Consider the following 14,620-nt stretch of genomic DNA (forward strand, 5'->3'; position numbering starts at 1 on the left):
TGTATAAAAAACAGTAACAAGTTTATCTATGTTGCTTCTTTGTCTCGATCATCTGCCTTCGCCCCTTTAGCAGATAACTGTGTGAAAAATATGTTTTTATAATCTTCACACCAAACTCCTTAATCTTTCTTATTTTACCATAGATTTTCTCTTCATGAAAGCACGTTTTCGATACTTTGCCCTTTCTTTTTGTATGATTTTCTTTTTGTATTATAATTTTTGTGCTTTTTTTCCTGCTATGTTTTTTATACGTTTTCTTTTCTCGTTTTCTTTTTGTGCATCTTTATTCTAAGTTCTTTAAGGCATCACTCTTTGGAATCTTTTGGATCTTGATGATCTGGATCAAGCAAACAACAAGATAACTAAAAATTCCCATGATAAGCATTTTTACATAACAACTGTCAGAAACGATGTATGGGATATATCCGGTCATCTGCGTATACAGATATCCGGTAAACATCCATTTCATGATCTGATCAACCAACGGAATCGTCAAAAGAAGCGACAATGCAACCACAATAAAGGTTGTAATAATATATAATCCACCGATCTCTCCGTTCGTATAGCCAAGGATCTTTGTTAAAGCGATCGAATTGCTGTTCTTTTCAATAATCTGTTTCGATAAAAGATACATCAGAAGAATAAACATGATCACACCGAAATATTGTAAAAGTTCCATATAATTTCCCATTGAAACCTTAAGCTGTGTCGAAACCTTACGCAGATCTTTTACCGTGATCACAGAGGCTACATACTCCTTTGGAATATCTTTTAACTTTTTCTTACTGAAATAGCCGTTGTAATAATCTTTCTCCTTATCAAACGTGTCACAGAAATCATCAGTATTCATAAAGACAGCCAAAACAGCATCATAAGTATAATATCCTGCAACCTTAAATGTATATTTTTTCTTACTGTAAGGATCTTTTAAGGTAATCTTATCTCCTGTCTTAACACCGAATTTCTCCCAATATCCGTTTGAAACAAGAACTTCACCTGCCGGAATGTCTGCTTTAATATAGTTACTGTTTTTTTGGACACCATAAATCGTGATCTCATCTTCCATATATTTTCCCGGAAGTGTCTTTAAACTCTCGGCACAATATTTCTCTGCATCTTTGACCTTAGTTGTAACCGGGGCTTTTAAGGCATATTGATACTTGGCGATCACGCTCTTTCCTACCATTGTAGAATAATCATCTAATAAAGGTCCAAACATCAGACTGAAGATCACAATAACTGCTGCAAAGAAAATGCCAATAAATAATGTGATATAGTTTGAAACATTTTGGAATACAACTCTCAAACGGAAACGATGCATAAATGGTATTTTCGTATTCAGCCGGAACGCTTTCTTACGCGGCTTCTTTGTGATCTCTCTTTGTAAGAACTGCAATGGTGATATCTTAAGCTTTGAAGAAAGTACCATAAAGTTGATCAAAAACATTAGAATAACCGGAATAACCGTTGTATCAATAAATGCTTCGGCATTCCATAATGTATGGTAGGTCGGCAGACTATAACTGTTATAATACATACCTGCCATCATATCCACTAATGCCGTATACCCTAATATGTTACCGATGACCGCAGCGATCAATGTTACAAGAACCGGATTGACCATATAATGTCTTAAGAGTTCTCCTTTCGTATATCCCGATGCACGAAGCGTACCGATCACTCCGGCTTCCTTTGCAATCGTGTTAGAAGTTGTGATTGCAAAAACAAACGCTAAGATTACGATCACAATGTAATCAAAAAGGATAAACATTGCTTTGTCGCCACCCATATCATCTCCGGTAAAGTTGATTGCTTTGTTGGCATATCTTGGGACATAAGATGTAACGATCACTTTCTTTGTCAGTTTTTCTAAGAAACGATCTGACATTTTCTTTTGTGCTGCATCATCTTTTGGCTCTTTTTGATAATACCATGCGTAATTATAGGTAAGCTTATTTTGATCTAATTGTGTAAGTGCTTTTTCTGTCATAACCGCAACGCCAAAGTTTACGGAATCAAACATCATATCCGCATTGTCCGAAAAAAGACAACTATAGTCAGGCAATGCAACCATACCGGTGATCGTATAGTTCTTTCCTGCGATCCGAATCGTATCGTTGTTCTTATAATTGTTATTTTTTGCATAAACACGATCCAATGCGATCTCATTGTCCTTTTTTGGATAGGTACCGGACATCAGACACAATGTATTGACTTTCTTTCGCATGCCATATATACGGATCGTCGCATTCTTTTTACTTTCTTTTAATTCATAATAATTCTGTTCGTATAAAATAAGTTTGTTCTCTTTTTCGATTGCTTTACGGTCTTTTGAAGCAATCGCATTTTTCGTTGATAAGTTTCCATACTCTACATTATATTGATCGAACCCTTTCTGATAAGCATCCATAATGCTGTTATCTGCTACCAGAAAACCCGATACCAGACTGATCAGAAGAACCATGAACAGAAAAATAACCAGATATTTTCCAAAATCTTCTTTTAACTCCCGTGGCAGTCTTTTTCTCAATGGATTTTTCATAACGACCTCCTACCATTCCAAATCATTTGCAGAAATCTTATGCTCATTTTTATAATTTTTCCGGACCTGCCCATCGCGAAGTGTGATCACGCGGTCTGCCATGTTTTTGATCGCATCATTATGTGTCACGATGATAATGGTATTTCCATATGTCTGATTGATCTGTTCGATCAGTTTTAAAATCTCTCTGGATGTATTATAATCCAATGCTCCGGTCGGTTCATCACATAACAAAAGATCGGGATTCTTAATGATCGCTCTACCGATCGAAGTTCTTTGCTGCTGTCCGCCCGATAACTGGTTTGGCAGCTTATGTCTATGCTCATAAAGTCCTAATCCTTTTAAGATCTCATCAGTATCCATCGGATGATCACTCAAATAGGCTCCGGTCTCTACATTTTCTTTGATATTCAGATTCGGTATCAGATTATACATTTGAAATACATATCCTAAATGTTTTCTACGATACTGTGTAAGCTGCTTTTCTGACATATCTTCTATCTTGTCGCCATGGATCGCTATGTAACCTTCATCCGCTTCATCAATCCCACCGATAATATTGAGTAACGTTGATTTTCCTGAACCGGAAGGACCAAGTAAAACACAGACTTCCCCTTTTTCAATCTCGATATCAATTCCTTTTAATACCTCGATCTTATTTTCTCCCTCGCCATAATGCTTTCTGATATTTTTCATTTCAAGAAACATCGGTATTCTCCTTTCTGCCATATGACCATCGTTTCTGTTTTTGCTTATCGGATGATTTCATTCGTCCAATGATGTTAGTATAAACTAACCGCGATTAGCTTTCAAGTACCTGTTGTAAAAATTTCATATTTTGCAATATCGTAAAACATAGAATAAATTCATTTTCGGTAACGCACAAAAGCGATAAAACATATCTTTTATATGCTTTACCGCTTTTCATACCATATATTCTTTTACTTCTTTTTTGAAAAAACAATCGTATACCTCTTCGAATCATAGGATTGTTCTAAAAATGCCTGTAACATCTTTTTAGCATTATCATAAGCATTGTCTAATAAACCATTTGCTATTGCATCTTTTCTGGCAGTCTTTTCTAACTCTTTTATCGATGCATTATGCTCTTCTAAGGAAATAGGTGAAAAAATACTTTCTTCTTCGTGATAGACTTTAAAAGAATCATAATCGATCGTGGTTGATAAGACCTTTACTTTCGGAATCTCTACATATATTTTCTTAGACGTTCCCGACCGGTCCGTCACTTTTACTTTACTAAAATCAATTCCTGCTTTTACAACAGAATTATATGTATAAATATATTTTGTCTGTGTAAATGGAATCGTCATGCCAAAAAGTTTTTTGTCCTTTCCTTCTACACGCACCGAAGTACAGGTTGCAGACTGCGTTGCTAACTCACCGATATCTTCAAACCCAAGCTTTGCGGTCTGCCCAGTCTTAAAAAATTCTTCTTTGACTCCCCATGATATCGACGCAATACCGATACAGATCGCAATGGCGATCAGCACTTTCGGTTTCATCAGCTTTTTTATTACTTTTATTGCTTTTTTTCGTATATGATTCGTTTGTTCCTTTTTCTCGTTCAAAATGTTCCTCCATATCTGTATCCTATATTTGAAAAATCAAAACGCTCAAAAAAACTACTTTGCAAGACTGATCTGAATGCGTTCTCTCTTTCTCCAGCTTAAAAATCCATACGTATCATTGATAAAGAAGATAGAAAAATTCATAATGACCGGAATATAAACCGGATTTTTGATCGCAGCTAAACTCCATAGTACGATCAATACAAGATCATTGGCTGCATATGCCATAGCATAATAAGAAGAACGTAGCATCGTTAAAGAGGCTGCCAGAAAGCTTGTTGCGATCAATGTCAGATAATCAAGCTGCCTTCCTGCACGATTTGAAATTGTTACGATCAATAAAGAACCGATCCACAGACACCATTCTTTTCTTGAAAGTTCTTTTAACGGATTACTCATTTCTTTTTTTCCTTGATATCCTGATAAATGCCTGCTCCAAGAAATACGATACCGACAATCAATGCAATGATCGATGCGATCTTTAATTCCGGTCCGATATATTCTAATCCTGATGCAAACAGTCCTGCATCCCAGCTTGATACATTACTCATAAATATTGCCGCAGCCATATAACGTGCTGCCATAAAAATAGCTGCGATCAGACAAAATATACTTCCGATTCCTTTGTTATTCATATGCTTTCTCCCCTTTTTTTAACACTTTAGCAGATCATACAACATCATGCTTGTGTGTTTTATCGTTGTATTTTTTCCAAACACAGATTATACGCATTGTGCTTTCTTGTCAACTCCTTTTATTCCATGAAAAGTGCAACGTCAGCACGTTTTCAGGCATCGGACTTCTTTTTCAGCCATGCAAATGCCACCAGGCAGATGATCACCGATACCAAAGAACCGGCTGCCGTAGCAAGTCCCATTGGCAGCAGCGTTGCCGGAAAAAGTGTTGACATCAGATAGGCTCCCGGTACACGCACCAGACTGATCGATACTATGTTATGTACAAAAGACAAAATAGATTTCTGGCACGCACAGAAATAGCCGCTAAAGCTAAAATGAATCCCCGCAAAAGCACAATCCCAGATATAACCCTGTAAATACTGTCCACCCAGCCGGATCACCTCTGCTCCGCCTGAACTGTTCGTATCGGTAAATAAAGAAACAACCGGTTCTGCCACAAATTGCATTACAATCGCTACCACAAAACCAAAACCTGCTGCAATGGCGATCGCATACCATAAGGTCTGTCTGGCTCTTTCCGGTTTCTTTGCACCGATATTTTGTGCGCCCAGGGCAGATACCGTTGACAACATAGACGATGGTACAAGAAAAAGGAAACTAATGATCTTTTCTACGATTCCCACTGCTGCTGCATCATTTAAACCTCGATGATTCGCAATAATCGTGATCAAAAGAAAGGAAATCTGGATCAGTCCATCCTGAAAAGCGATTGGAATACCGATCGACACGATTTTCTTCATGATCTGACTGTCCGGTTTAAAATCCGTCTTTGTCAAGGTAATGCTGCGTTTCTTTATGATCACAACAAGCGATATAACGACGCTGATCGCCTGCGAAACCGTTGTGCCAAGTGCAGCTCCGGCTGCTCCTAAATCGAAAAAGCCGATAAACAAATAATCAAACGCAATATTGGCAACACAGGCAACCGCAATAAAATACATCGGACTTTTGCTGTCGCCCATTCCACGAAAGATGGCACTGATAATATTATATGCCGTAATAAACGGAATACCGATAAAACAGATTGTCAGATACGTTACTGTCTCATCTACTGCTTCTGCCGGAGTTGACATGATCTGAACGATCGGATGTACAAAGAACAATAAAAGTGCCATCAATGCGATGGAAACTGCCATAAATAAAATCACTGTATTTCCCACACATTTTGCTACCTTTTTGTGTTCCTTGCTGCCAACTGCCTGTGCTATACTGACAGTTGTTCCCATCGCAAGTCCAACAATCATCACGGTCAGCATGTGCATAACCTGCGATCCGATCGATACTGCCGTGATACCGACAACACTGTCAAACTGTCCTATGATGAACAGGTCTGCCATGCCATATAAAGTCTGTAAAAAATACGACAATAAATATGGCATTGAAAACAAAATAACATTTCGAAACACACTGCCGGTTGTAAGATCTCGCTCCATGGTCACTTCTCCTTTTTCATCAATCTATTTAAAAATTTCTCTATACGCTAATAAAACTTTTTCAATAATATTATATTTCCGAAAATTGTTCAATACACAGATTCTCATGATGCATTTGCCATATAAAGTATCAAATATTGCTATTGCATCATATATAACACTTCTATCTTATAGATTATATAATTTTTCTGCTTTCTATCGCTTTACTTATAAGATTATTTTTTATTATACTATAATCAGTGATAAGCAATATCCGTTCTAACGCAAAAAACATCTGCCCTCAAAACTTCCAAAGGCAGATCAGATAAAAATAAGATAGGACAAAACAAAAGGAGATTACAAAATGATAGCACAAACACCACCAATGGGATGGAACAGTTGGGACTGTTATGGCGCTGCCGTAACCGAAAAAGACGTAAAAGCAAATGCCGATTATATGGCAAAGCACCTCAAACAATATGGATGGGAATACATTGTTGTAGATATCGAATGGTATCAGCCGACAGCCGCTTCTCATGCCTACGAACCATTTTCTGACTTATGTATGGATGAATATGGTCGTTTGCTGCCTGCCGTAAATCGTTTTCCAAGTGCCACAGACAATGCAGGATTCAAACCGCTTGCCGATTATGTACACAGTCTTGGTTTGAAATTTGGCATCCATATTATGCGTGGAATGCCACGTATGGCAGCGCACAAAAACCTTCCGATCAAAAACAGCACCTATACAGCAAGACAGGTTGCCAATCCAAACTCCATCTGTGAATGGAATCCTGATATGTACGGATTAAAATGTGACGATCAAACAGAAGGTTCTCTGGATTACTATAAAAGCCTTTTTGATCTATATGCAACGTGGGGCGTTGACTTTGTAAAAGTAGATGATATTGCAAGAGAATATCCTCATTGCCGACGCGAGATCGAGCTGATCAGCCAGGCAGTCAGAGAATGTTCCAGAGATATTGTATTAAGTCTTTCACCCGGTCCTGCTCCACTTCACGAAGCAGAACATTTGAAAAAATATGCCAATATGTGGCGCATCACCGATGACTTTTGGGATGACTGGAATTTATTGCTCAGTATGTTTGATCGTGCCGAAGAATGGTGTACCCATTCCGGTCCCGGACATTGGCCTGATGCCGATATGCTCCCGGTTGGTGCTTTGCGTGTCGTATATGAAGAAAATACATGGACAAAATTTACCAAAGCAGAACAGATCACGATGATGACACTTTGGTGCATGATGCGCTCTCCATTGATGATCGGTGCCGATCTTCCAAGAAATGATGCATTTACGCTTTCTTTATTAACAAATGCCAAGGTTCTTGCAATCGCAAAAGATACGTTTTGCGCTCATCAGCTTTACCGCACCCAAAACGAAATCGCATGGATCGCACCAGATAAAAAAGACAGTTCGGTCTATATCGCACTGTTTAATATAACAGACAAGTCACAAACATTGACCTTTGATCTGTCTGCTTATGATCTTGCAGAGTATACCGGTGCAAAAGAGCTATGGTCCGATACAAGCATTTCCGTTGCGGATTCACTTTCTTTTGAAGTGGATGCACACGGTGCCTGTGTATTTAAGCTGACAGCTCCAAAAGCATAACAATGCAGAGCCTATATATGGTCATGTTGGCTAATAAATTTTATATCTATCAGCACAAATAACCGCTCAGATTACTTCTGGCGGTTATTTGTGTGCATCTTTTTATCTATAATATTGTACTATGTATGTAGCAATGATACTACCTGCTGTCTTTTTCTTAAATCACATCCCTCTGATCCCCTTCATACTATTGATAATTTTGTGCCTGTGCATTCCACATCATCGCATAAATGCCATCTCTGTCAATCAGTTCTTCATGGCTCCCCTGTTCCTGCACCTGTCCGTCTTTTAGTACAACGATCCGTTCACAGAAACGGCAGCTTGACATTCTATGAGATATGTATACAGCCATTCTGTCCTGGATCAAGCGATCAAAGCCTGAATAAATCTCATACTCCGCCATAGGGTCTAACGCACTGGTTGGTTCATCCAAAATAATGAATGGTGCATTCTTATATAATGCACGTGCAATGGCAATTTTCTGTGCCTCACCGCCAGACACCTCAACACCTTTTATACCAACATTATACAACGGATTGTGGATTCCATGTTCCATTTTTCGGACACGATCCCAAATTCCGGCTTTCTCCAAAACCTCTTCTATTTTCTGTTCATCATACTCTTCACTTGCCGCAACATTTTCTGCCACCGTCATAGCAAACAGCTTGAAATCCTGAAATACCACACCAAACATTGCCAAATATTCTTCATAATCATATTCACGAATATCAATTCCATTTAGCAAAATCCGTCCCTGTGTCGGTTCATACAATCTGCATAACAGTAAGATCAGGGTTGTTTTTCCTGCACCATTTGGACCTACCAGAGCAATTTTCTCTCCATAATGAAATGTGAGATTAATATGCTTCAGACTATCCTTTTTACTTCCGGGATATTGAAAACTTACATCCTCAAAGGTAATCACCAGCTCCTGCGGTTTTAAGTCGGCTACAGACTTATCCCCTGTCTTTTTGTGATTTGGCAGTTGCAAATATTCATAATAGTGATGTAAATACTGCATATTGAGCAGCACTGTTTCAAAATGATCCACCATATATTGGCAGGCACCTCCCAGTGCTGTCAGTGCCGATACATATTTAACAACTTCCGCTCCTGTGATCATTCCATTGACACCTCTGACTCCGATCACCGTATAAGAAACCACCAGAAGCAATGCCTGCACGATCAGGTAACGAATTTTAATTTTTTCCTGAATATCCAGCTTTCGATCCTGAATGTCACATTTTTCGTTCCATACTTCTGTCATGTCGCGAAGCAGTAAATCCTTTAAAGCATATAGACGAATTTCCTTCCCTGTCGTGTATTTACTGAGAATTTCCCTGTAAAAATAATCATCCTTGCGAATTGCGTCCAGACTTTCCTCATAAATTTCATACTGCTTTTTGTTGCCCCTCTTGGATATCCACATAAAAAGGAACATAGAACACAGATTCAGCAGAAAAATAAGATATATGATCCACTTCGAGTTTAGAATTTGCATTGCACCATTTCCAACCAGGTGCTGTTTCTTTGTTAATATCGGGACGAGTACGATAAATGCATAGAAGATGGAGGCAACATCACCAATCAGCACTCCCAATTTATCGGAAAACCAATAAATGCCACCGCTCTCTTTCTCACCTTCTAATGCGGCAGTCAAAAGCTGCATACTCTCCTGCGATTCCAGTTCCTGATAATCCAGACTTGCCGCTTTGCCCGAAATGTCTGCCTTGATCCGATAACGGATACTATCGCGCATAGCATTTCCTGCCTTGTCCAAAATATGGTATAGAAGTGTCATAACAAAAGTAATTCCCAAAAGCTGATAAACCATGCTCATAATATTACTTTTCGCTTCCTGTGCCACTAATGCATTTAAGATATCACATCCATATACAATCCCCACATATGGCAGCCCCGCCATAATAATGTTTTTTCCAAGATTACATGGCAGGATCCATTTACATAATCTGTGATTGATCCCAATGACATGCATAAATTTCTTGAAAATTTTTCCTACAGATTCTTTTTCGTTACTGATCGCATGCTTACTCATCAGAATCACCACCTTTCTCATTATAATATTGACTTTGTATCTCAAACATTCTGGCATACGCACCGTTTTCTTTCATCAATTCATCGTGCGTGCCATCCTCTTTCACCTGACCGTTTTCGTAATAAATAATGCGGTTACAGAATTTGGTACTTGCCAGACGATGGGAAATAAAAATTGTCGTTTTTCCCTGTGATAACCGATGATACTGCTCATAAACCGCTGTCTCAGCCAACGGATCTAATGCACTGGTCGGCTCATCGAGCAATAAAAGCGGTGCATCCTTATATAAGGCTCTTGCCAGTAAGATACGTTGCAATTCTCCTCCTGAAAACGATACACCATCTTTGTCCAAAAAGTTGGTAACAGACGTCTTTTCTTTCCTTGGCAAAGAACAGATCTTTTCCTCAATATCCGCAAGCCGCATTGCTTGCCGCAGCTTCTGCTCGTCAATATCTTCCTGTTTCTCACAGGCGATGTTTTCTGCTACCGAAGTTGCCATCACCATCATATCCTGAAATACCGCACCCACCAGCTTACGGTACTCTGTCTCCGGATAATCAGAAATCTCCCTGCCATTAATAAGAATCTGCCCTTTATTCGGATGATAAAAGCCACACAAAAGTTTCACTAAAGTAGTCTTTCCGGCTCCATTTACACCCACCAGTGCAATATTTTCTCCTGCCTTCACTTTAAGATTCAGATTATGTATCACATCATGTTCTGCACCGGGATAACGAAAACATACATTTTTGAATTCAAGAGTGACACCTTTCTCCGTTTGATCTGTACCATCTTGGGGATAGATAGTTTTGGAAATTTCTTCTTGATCTGTATCATTTTTTTGATAGAGCGTTTTTGAAGTCTCTTCTTGATCCGCCTTTCTTTCCTGATTTTCTTTATCTGTATTATGTTTGGAATCCGGCAAGTCCATAAAACTGCGATAATCGTTAATGCCCCAGTTACAACGAATCATCTCGCTGTTAGCACGTACAAAGCCGTCTCCCATATTGCCACCATTTAACCACCCTGCAAATCCGGTAATAATTCCCAGATAAAATGTAAACGTGGTCGCATTTAATTCTCCCGCAAGAAATTGAGTCACCAGCACAGTATATGCAATGATGTCGCGCACGAACGACCAGATCGTGTCTGAAAGATGTGGCAGAAAATAATACATTTCCACGCGTTTCCATACCTTCATCCGCCTCTGAACTAATGTATTCATAACATCTACAAACCACTTTTCCATACGGTACAGACGAATATCTTTACCATCTGTAGCCGATGTACTTCTCTGGAAAAAATATTCCACTCTGGAATCCGTTTCCCAGATGGTTTCTCTGTATTTCCGGTAACCCTTTAGAGCAATTTTTCTCTCAATCATCACATTCATAATGCTCATGATCGCAAAAACCGGCAGAACCCACGGACATCTCGGAATCAGTATGATCGTATATACAATAATTCCTAATAAATTAAATGCAAAAGGGGTAAACATGTCCATAATACGGCTCCAGCCATTCCATTCCACGCAGTAACTATATTTTGCACCATCCGCCAGTCGTTTTCCTTCTACACTCTCCAGAATTTGATAATCCACCGTCATAATTTTACTGATTACCTTCTTCTGGACAGACTGAAACTGTACCTTGTAATTCTTCTTTTTTATCAGAAAATCATACTTCGCAGAAATGATTCCTATGATCATATTCCCAAGTACAAACACAAGCATTATACCAAAAAAGGTTAAAAAATCAGCTCTTTTTTCAACCAGACTGATCGCAACACTCGGAATGATCGCTGCAATAAACGGAGCTAAAAATCCAGCTACAGAACGAATTGCAATATACCATGGATATTTATGATCTAAGCTGTACATCTCATGAAACACAAACTTCCAATTACTAAAAACCGGATATTCTTTATTCATTTTTTCCATACCAAACCTGTAATCCTTTCTCAATCTTTCTTACCATATCAACTTTTGATTTAATAATTCAAATAATACAGTATACTATGCTAACTGTAAAGGATACACATTGCTTTTTGCCACGAATTGCATAAAAAAGTGCAAAGCCAGCGCTTTGCACTCCAAGAATTGCTAAAGCAATTCTTGTTGATATACCACTACTATACGAGCATTTTCCTATTCCATAAAAAAGTGCAAAGCCAGCGCTTTGCACTCCAAGAATTGCTAAAGCAATTCTTGTTGATATACCACTACTATACGAGCATTTTCCTATTCCATAAAAAAGTGCAAAGCCAGCGCTTTGCACTCCAAGAATTGCTAAAGCAATTCTTGTTGATATACCACTACTGTATGAGCAATTTCCTATTCCATAACAAAAAAGCCATTCCACATTTATGAAACGGCTTTTCTGATACTATTTTTCTTACATCTGAAACGTAATTACGCTAACCTGTCAAAATCTTAAATCAGCTACTGCTTTAAAAGCATTTTAGGCTTCGCTTTCCTGCTTCTTTTCTTTTAATCTGTCTTTTAATGCAAATGCACCGGCAAGTAACGTTCCTGAAATAGAATGCCATGTGCAGGATACCGCACAGATAATAGCAGATTCCGGAGCTGATGCAAACTGTGCTGTTGTCGTTGCAAGATTTGTAGCAAGTCCGGCATTTTGCATACCGACTTCGATTGAGATCGTTCTCTTCTTTGCTGTATTCATTCCGACAAGCTTTCCTGCACCATAACCAAGTAAATAACCAAGTCCGTTATGTAAAAGAACAGCAACAAAGATCACAACACCGGATTCAAAGAATTTAGAACCCTGTGAAGAAACAACGCCACCAACGACACAGGCAAGACCAAGAACAGCGATACCCGGCATAACCTTTTGTAATTCCATAAATAATTTCTTCTTACCAAATAAGTAATTTAATAAAAATCCAATTGCAACCGGCAAAATAACCGTTTCAACGATAGATACAAACATTGGAAGCGCACTGATCGAAATATGTGTTCCACTGGCAAGAAGTGATACCAAAAATGGGGTCATAAATGGGGAAAGGATTGTTGATACTGTTGTCATTCCAACCGAAAAGGCAACATCTCCGCCACAAAGATAAGACATGATGTTTGATGAAACACCGCCAGGACAACATCCGACTAAAATAAGTCCAAGTCCGATTGCATCGGGAAGTGCAAGTGCTTTGGTGATTCCTAATGCTAAGAACGGCATGATCAGATACTGGGCAATCGCTCCAACGCAGATATCAAAAGGTCTCTTTGCTAAGATTTTAAAATCCTGTGCTGTCAACGTAAGTCCCATGCTGAACATGATAATACCAATGATAATAGACTGGTTCGTAAATTTGTTTGCAACAAAATCAACAAACAACATATTGTTTACCCATGCCATCATACCGGGTACAAAGAATGTGATCACCGCAATCGCTATAACAACGATTGATGTGTAATCGGATAAAAATTTACTGACTTTTTGTAATGCTTTCATGATGTTCCTCCTTAATATCTGCTCACTAAAACTCTTCTAAGCGGCAGAGTGGTTTCAATTTATACGAAAAAAGTCCCTTTTCTAGTCGTTCGACTAAAAAAGGGACGAATATAATCCGCGTTACCACCCTGATTCTGTAAAATCATTACAGCTCTTCACATACCAACATATGCTATCCATATAACGGTGGAAACCGACAAAACTTACCGGCAATGCATCACTATCGCTTGCTTTCAGCCTGCTTCTTAGAGAGGATATCCTGATTTGTTCATTACCTGTTTACACCGACCACAGGCTCTCTGCAAATAAAACTTCATCAGACATTGTTCTCATCAACGAATTTTGGTGAACATTTTTTTGTATTTTCAATATTGTATTATAGTACGCTTTTTTGATATGTCAAGAGATTTTGTATTTTTTTTTGAATGGTATTTTACCTTTGTGATCAATGCTGGTTAATAGTAAATTTCATGAAATCGCCACATATTTTCCTTTCTCGAAATTTTAACGTTATTTGGCTTTCCTATGAAAAATCATAGCGTACCACTTCACAATTATCAATTCCCCATGCAGCATATTCCTCATTTGTCATATCATAAAAATACGATTGTACCACCCGTGCGATTCCGTTATGGGCAACCAAAATATATGTTTTTTGATCAGACTCTTTCCTGATATCGTCTAACAGATTATAAATTCTTTGTGCTAACCGGAACATAGATTCTCCGCCATCATAGCTGTCAAGAAATTGCATTTTTGCTTTTTGAAACTCTGCACCATCTCTTGGTGTTGACTCCCATTTTCCGAAATTCTGTTCTTTCAGTCTTGGCTCCATGCGTGCCGGTATTCCTGTGATCTTAGCGATGTGTTTTGCCGTATCCGCTGCACGCATAAGCGGTGAATATAAGATTTCATCTGCCTCTAACTTATCTGCTAAGATCTTTTCGCCTGTTTGCATTGCCTGCTCATGCCCTTTCTTAGTCAAAGCGATATCTGTCGCACCACAAATCTTATTTTCCACATTCCAGATCGTCTGTCCGTGTCTTACAAAATAGAAATGTCCCATCTTTTTTCCTCTTTTCTTTTATCAACCAAAACGCTGTCCGTTCTGCCTAAGCAGTTTCTTATCACTATTGATGATATCATAAAATCAATATTTGTAAATATATCGCACTTTTGAAAAAACAATATAGATACATTGCTATCGATCATTTATT

12 protein-coding genes and 1 other annotated feature are annotated in these 14,620 nt (G+C 38.5%); of the genes, 1 reads left to right on the forward strand and 11 read right to left on the reverse strand.

Annotation, left to right across the window (positions count from 1 at the left end; translation table 11 throughout):
* Nucleotides 1-283: 283 nt before the first annotated feature.
* The 6 genes from H8700_RS03985 to H8700_RS04010 all read right to left on the reverse strand — a co-directional run bounded on the left by H8700_RS03985 (nucleotide 284) and on the right by H8700_RS04010 (nucleotide 6,262).
* Complete coding sequence (locus tag H8700_RS03985; protein WP_249303301.1) at nucleotides 284-2,542, reverse strand: FtsX-like permease family protein; 2,259 nt, start codon at nucleotides 2,540-2,542, stop codon at nucleotides 284-286.
* Between the two features lie 9 nt (nucleotides 2,543-2,551).
* Complete coding sequence (locus H8700_RS03990; protein ID WP_249303303.1) at nucleotides 2,552-3,250, reverse strand: ABC transporter ATP-binding protein; 699 nt, start codon at nucleotides 3,248-3,250, stop codon at nucleotides 2,552-2,554.
* Between the two features lie 233 nt (nucleotides 3,251-3,483).
* Nucleotides 3,484-4,131 carry a DUF4230 domain-containing protein gene (locus tag H8700_RS03995; RefSeq protein ID WP_249303306.1) on the reverse strand — a complete coding sequence of 216 codons (648 nt, stop codon included), beginning with the start codon at nucleotides 4,129-4,131 and terminating at the stop codon, nucleotides 3,484-3,486.
* A gap of 54 nt (nucleotides 4,132-4,185) precedes the next feature.
* Nucleotides 4,186-4,530: a nicotinamide mononucleotide transporter gene (locus H8700_RS04000; protein WP_249303307.1), complete on the reverse strand. Its 345-nt coding sequence runs from the start codon at nucleotides 4,528-4,530 to the stop codon at nucleotides 4,186-4,188.
* Nucleotides 4,527-4,766 (reverse strand): hypothetical protein, encoded by a 240-nt coding sequence (locus H8700_RS04005; protein WP_249303313.1) that lies wholly within the window; start codon nucleotides 4,764-4,766, stop codon nucleotides 4,527-4,529. The genes H8700_RS04000 and H8700_RS04005 overlap by 4 nt, the downstream gene beginning before the upstream one ends.
* Nucleotides 4,767-4,918: 152 nt before the next feature.
* Complete coding sequence (locus H8700_RS04010) at nucleotides 4,919-6,262, reverse strand: MATE family efflux transporter (RefSeq protein ID WP_249303320.1); 1,344 nt, start codon at nucleotides 6,260-6,262, stop codon at nucleotides 4,919-4,921.
* A 343-nt stretch (nucleotides 6,263-6,605) separates the two neighbouring features.
* Here H8700_RS04010 and H8700_RS04015 point away from each other — a divergent pair, with 343 nt between their 5' ends.
* On the forward strand, nucleotides 6,606-7,874 hold the full coding sequence (locus H8700_RS04015) for a glycoside hydrolase family 27 protein (protein WP_249303329.1): 1,269 nt from the start codon (nucleotides 6,606-6,608) through the stop codon (nucleotides 7,872-7,874).
* A 187-nt stretch (nucleotides 7,875-8,061) separates the two neighbouring features.
* Here H8700_RS04015 and H8700_RS04020 read toward each other — a convergent pair whose 3' ends face one another.
* The 5 genes from H8700_RS04020 to H8700_RS04040 form a co-directional block, all read right to left on the reverse strand.
* Nucleotides 8,062-9,930 carry an ABC transporter ATP-binding protein gene (locus tag H8700_RS04020; protein WP_249303334.1) on the reverse strand — a complete coding sequence of 623 codons (1,869 nt, stop codon included), beginning with the start codon at nucleotides 9,928-9,930 and terminating at the stop codon, nucleotides 8,062-8,064.
* The gene (locus H8700_RS04025) at nucleotides 9,923-11,869 is read right to left on the reverse strand and encodes an ABC transporter ATP-binding protein (protein ID WP_249303338.1); all 1,947 of its coding nucleotides are present in this window, start codon (nucleotides 11,867-11,869) and stop codon (nucleotides 9,923-9,925) included. The genes H8700_RS04020 and H8700_RS04025 overlap by 8 nt, the downstream gene beginning before the upstream one ends.
* 58 nt (nucleotides 11,870-11,927) lie before the next feature.
* Nucleotides 11,928-12,290 carry a hypothetical protein gene (locus H8700_RS04030; RefSeq protein WP_249303346.1) on the reverse strand — a complete coding sequence of 121 codons (363 nt, stop codon included), beginning with the start codon at nucleotides 12,288-12,290 and terminating at the stop codon, nucleotides 11,928-11,930.
* Between the two features lie 99 nt (nucleotides 12,291-12,389).
* Complete coding sequence (locus tag H8700_RS04035; protein WP_249303349.1) at nucleotides 12,390-13,403, reverse strand: bile acid:sodium symporter family protein; 1,014 nt, start codon at nucleotides 13,401-13,403, stop codon at nucleotides 12,390-12,392.
* Between the two features lie 97 nt (nucleotides 13,404-13,500).
* Nucleotides 13,501-13,748 (reverse strand) — a binding site (T-box leader).
* Nucleotides 13,749-13,926: 178 nt separating this feature from the next.
* On the reverse strand, nucleotides 13,927-14,469 hold the full coding sequence (locus tag H8700_RS04040; RefSeq protein WP_249303353.1) for a histidine phosphatase family protein: 543 nt from the start codon (nucleotides 14,467-14,469) through the stop codon (nucleotides 13,927-13,929).
* Nucleotides 14,470-14,620: the final 151 nt, after the last annotated feature.

This window comes from Jutongia hominis (genome assembly GCF_014384965.1).
Lineage (GTDB): Bacteria > Bacillota > Clostridia > Lachnospirales > Lachnospiraceae > Butyribacter > Butyribacter hominis.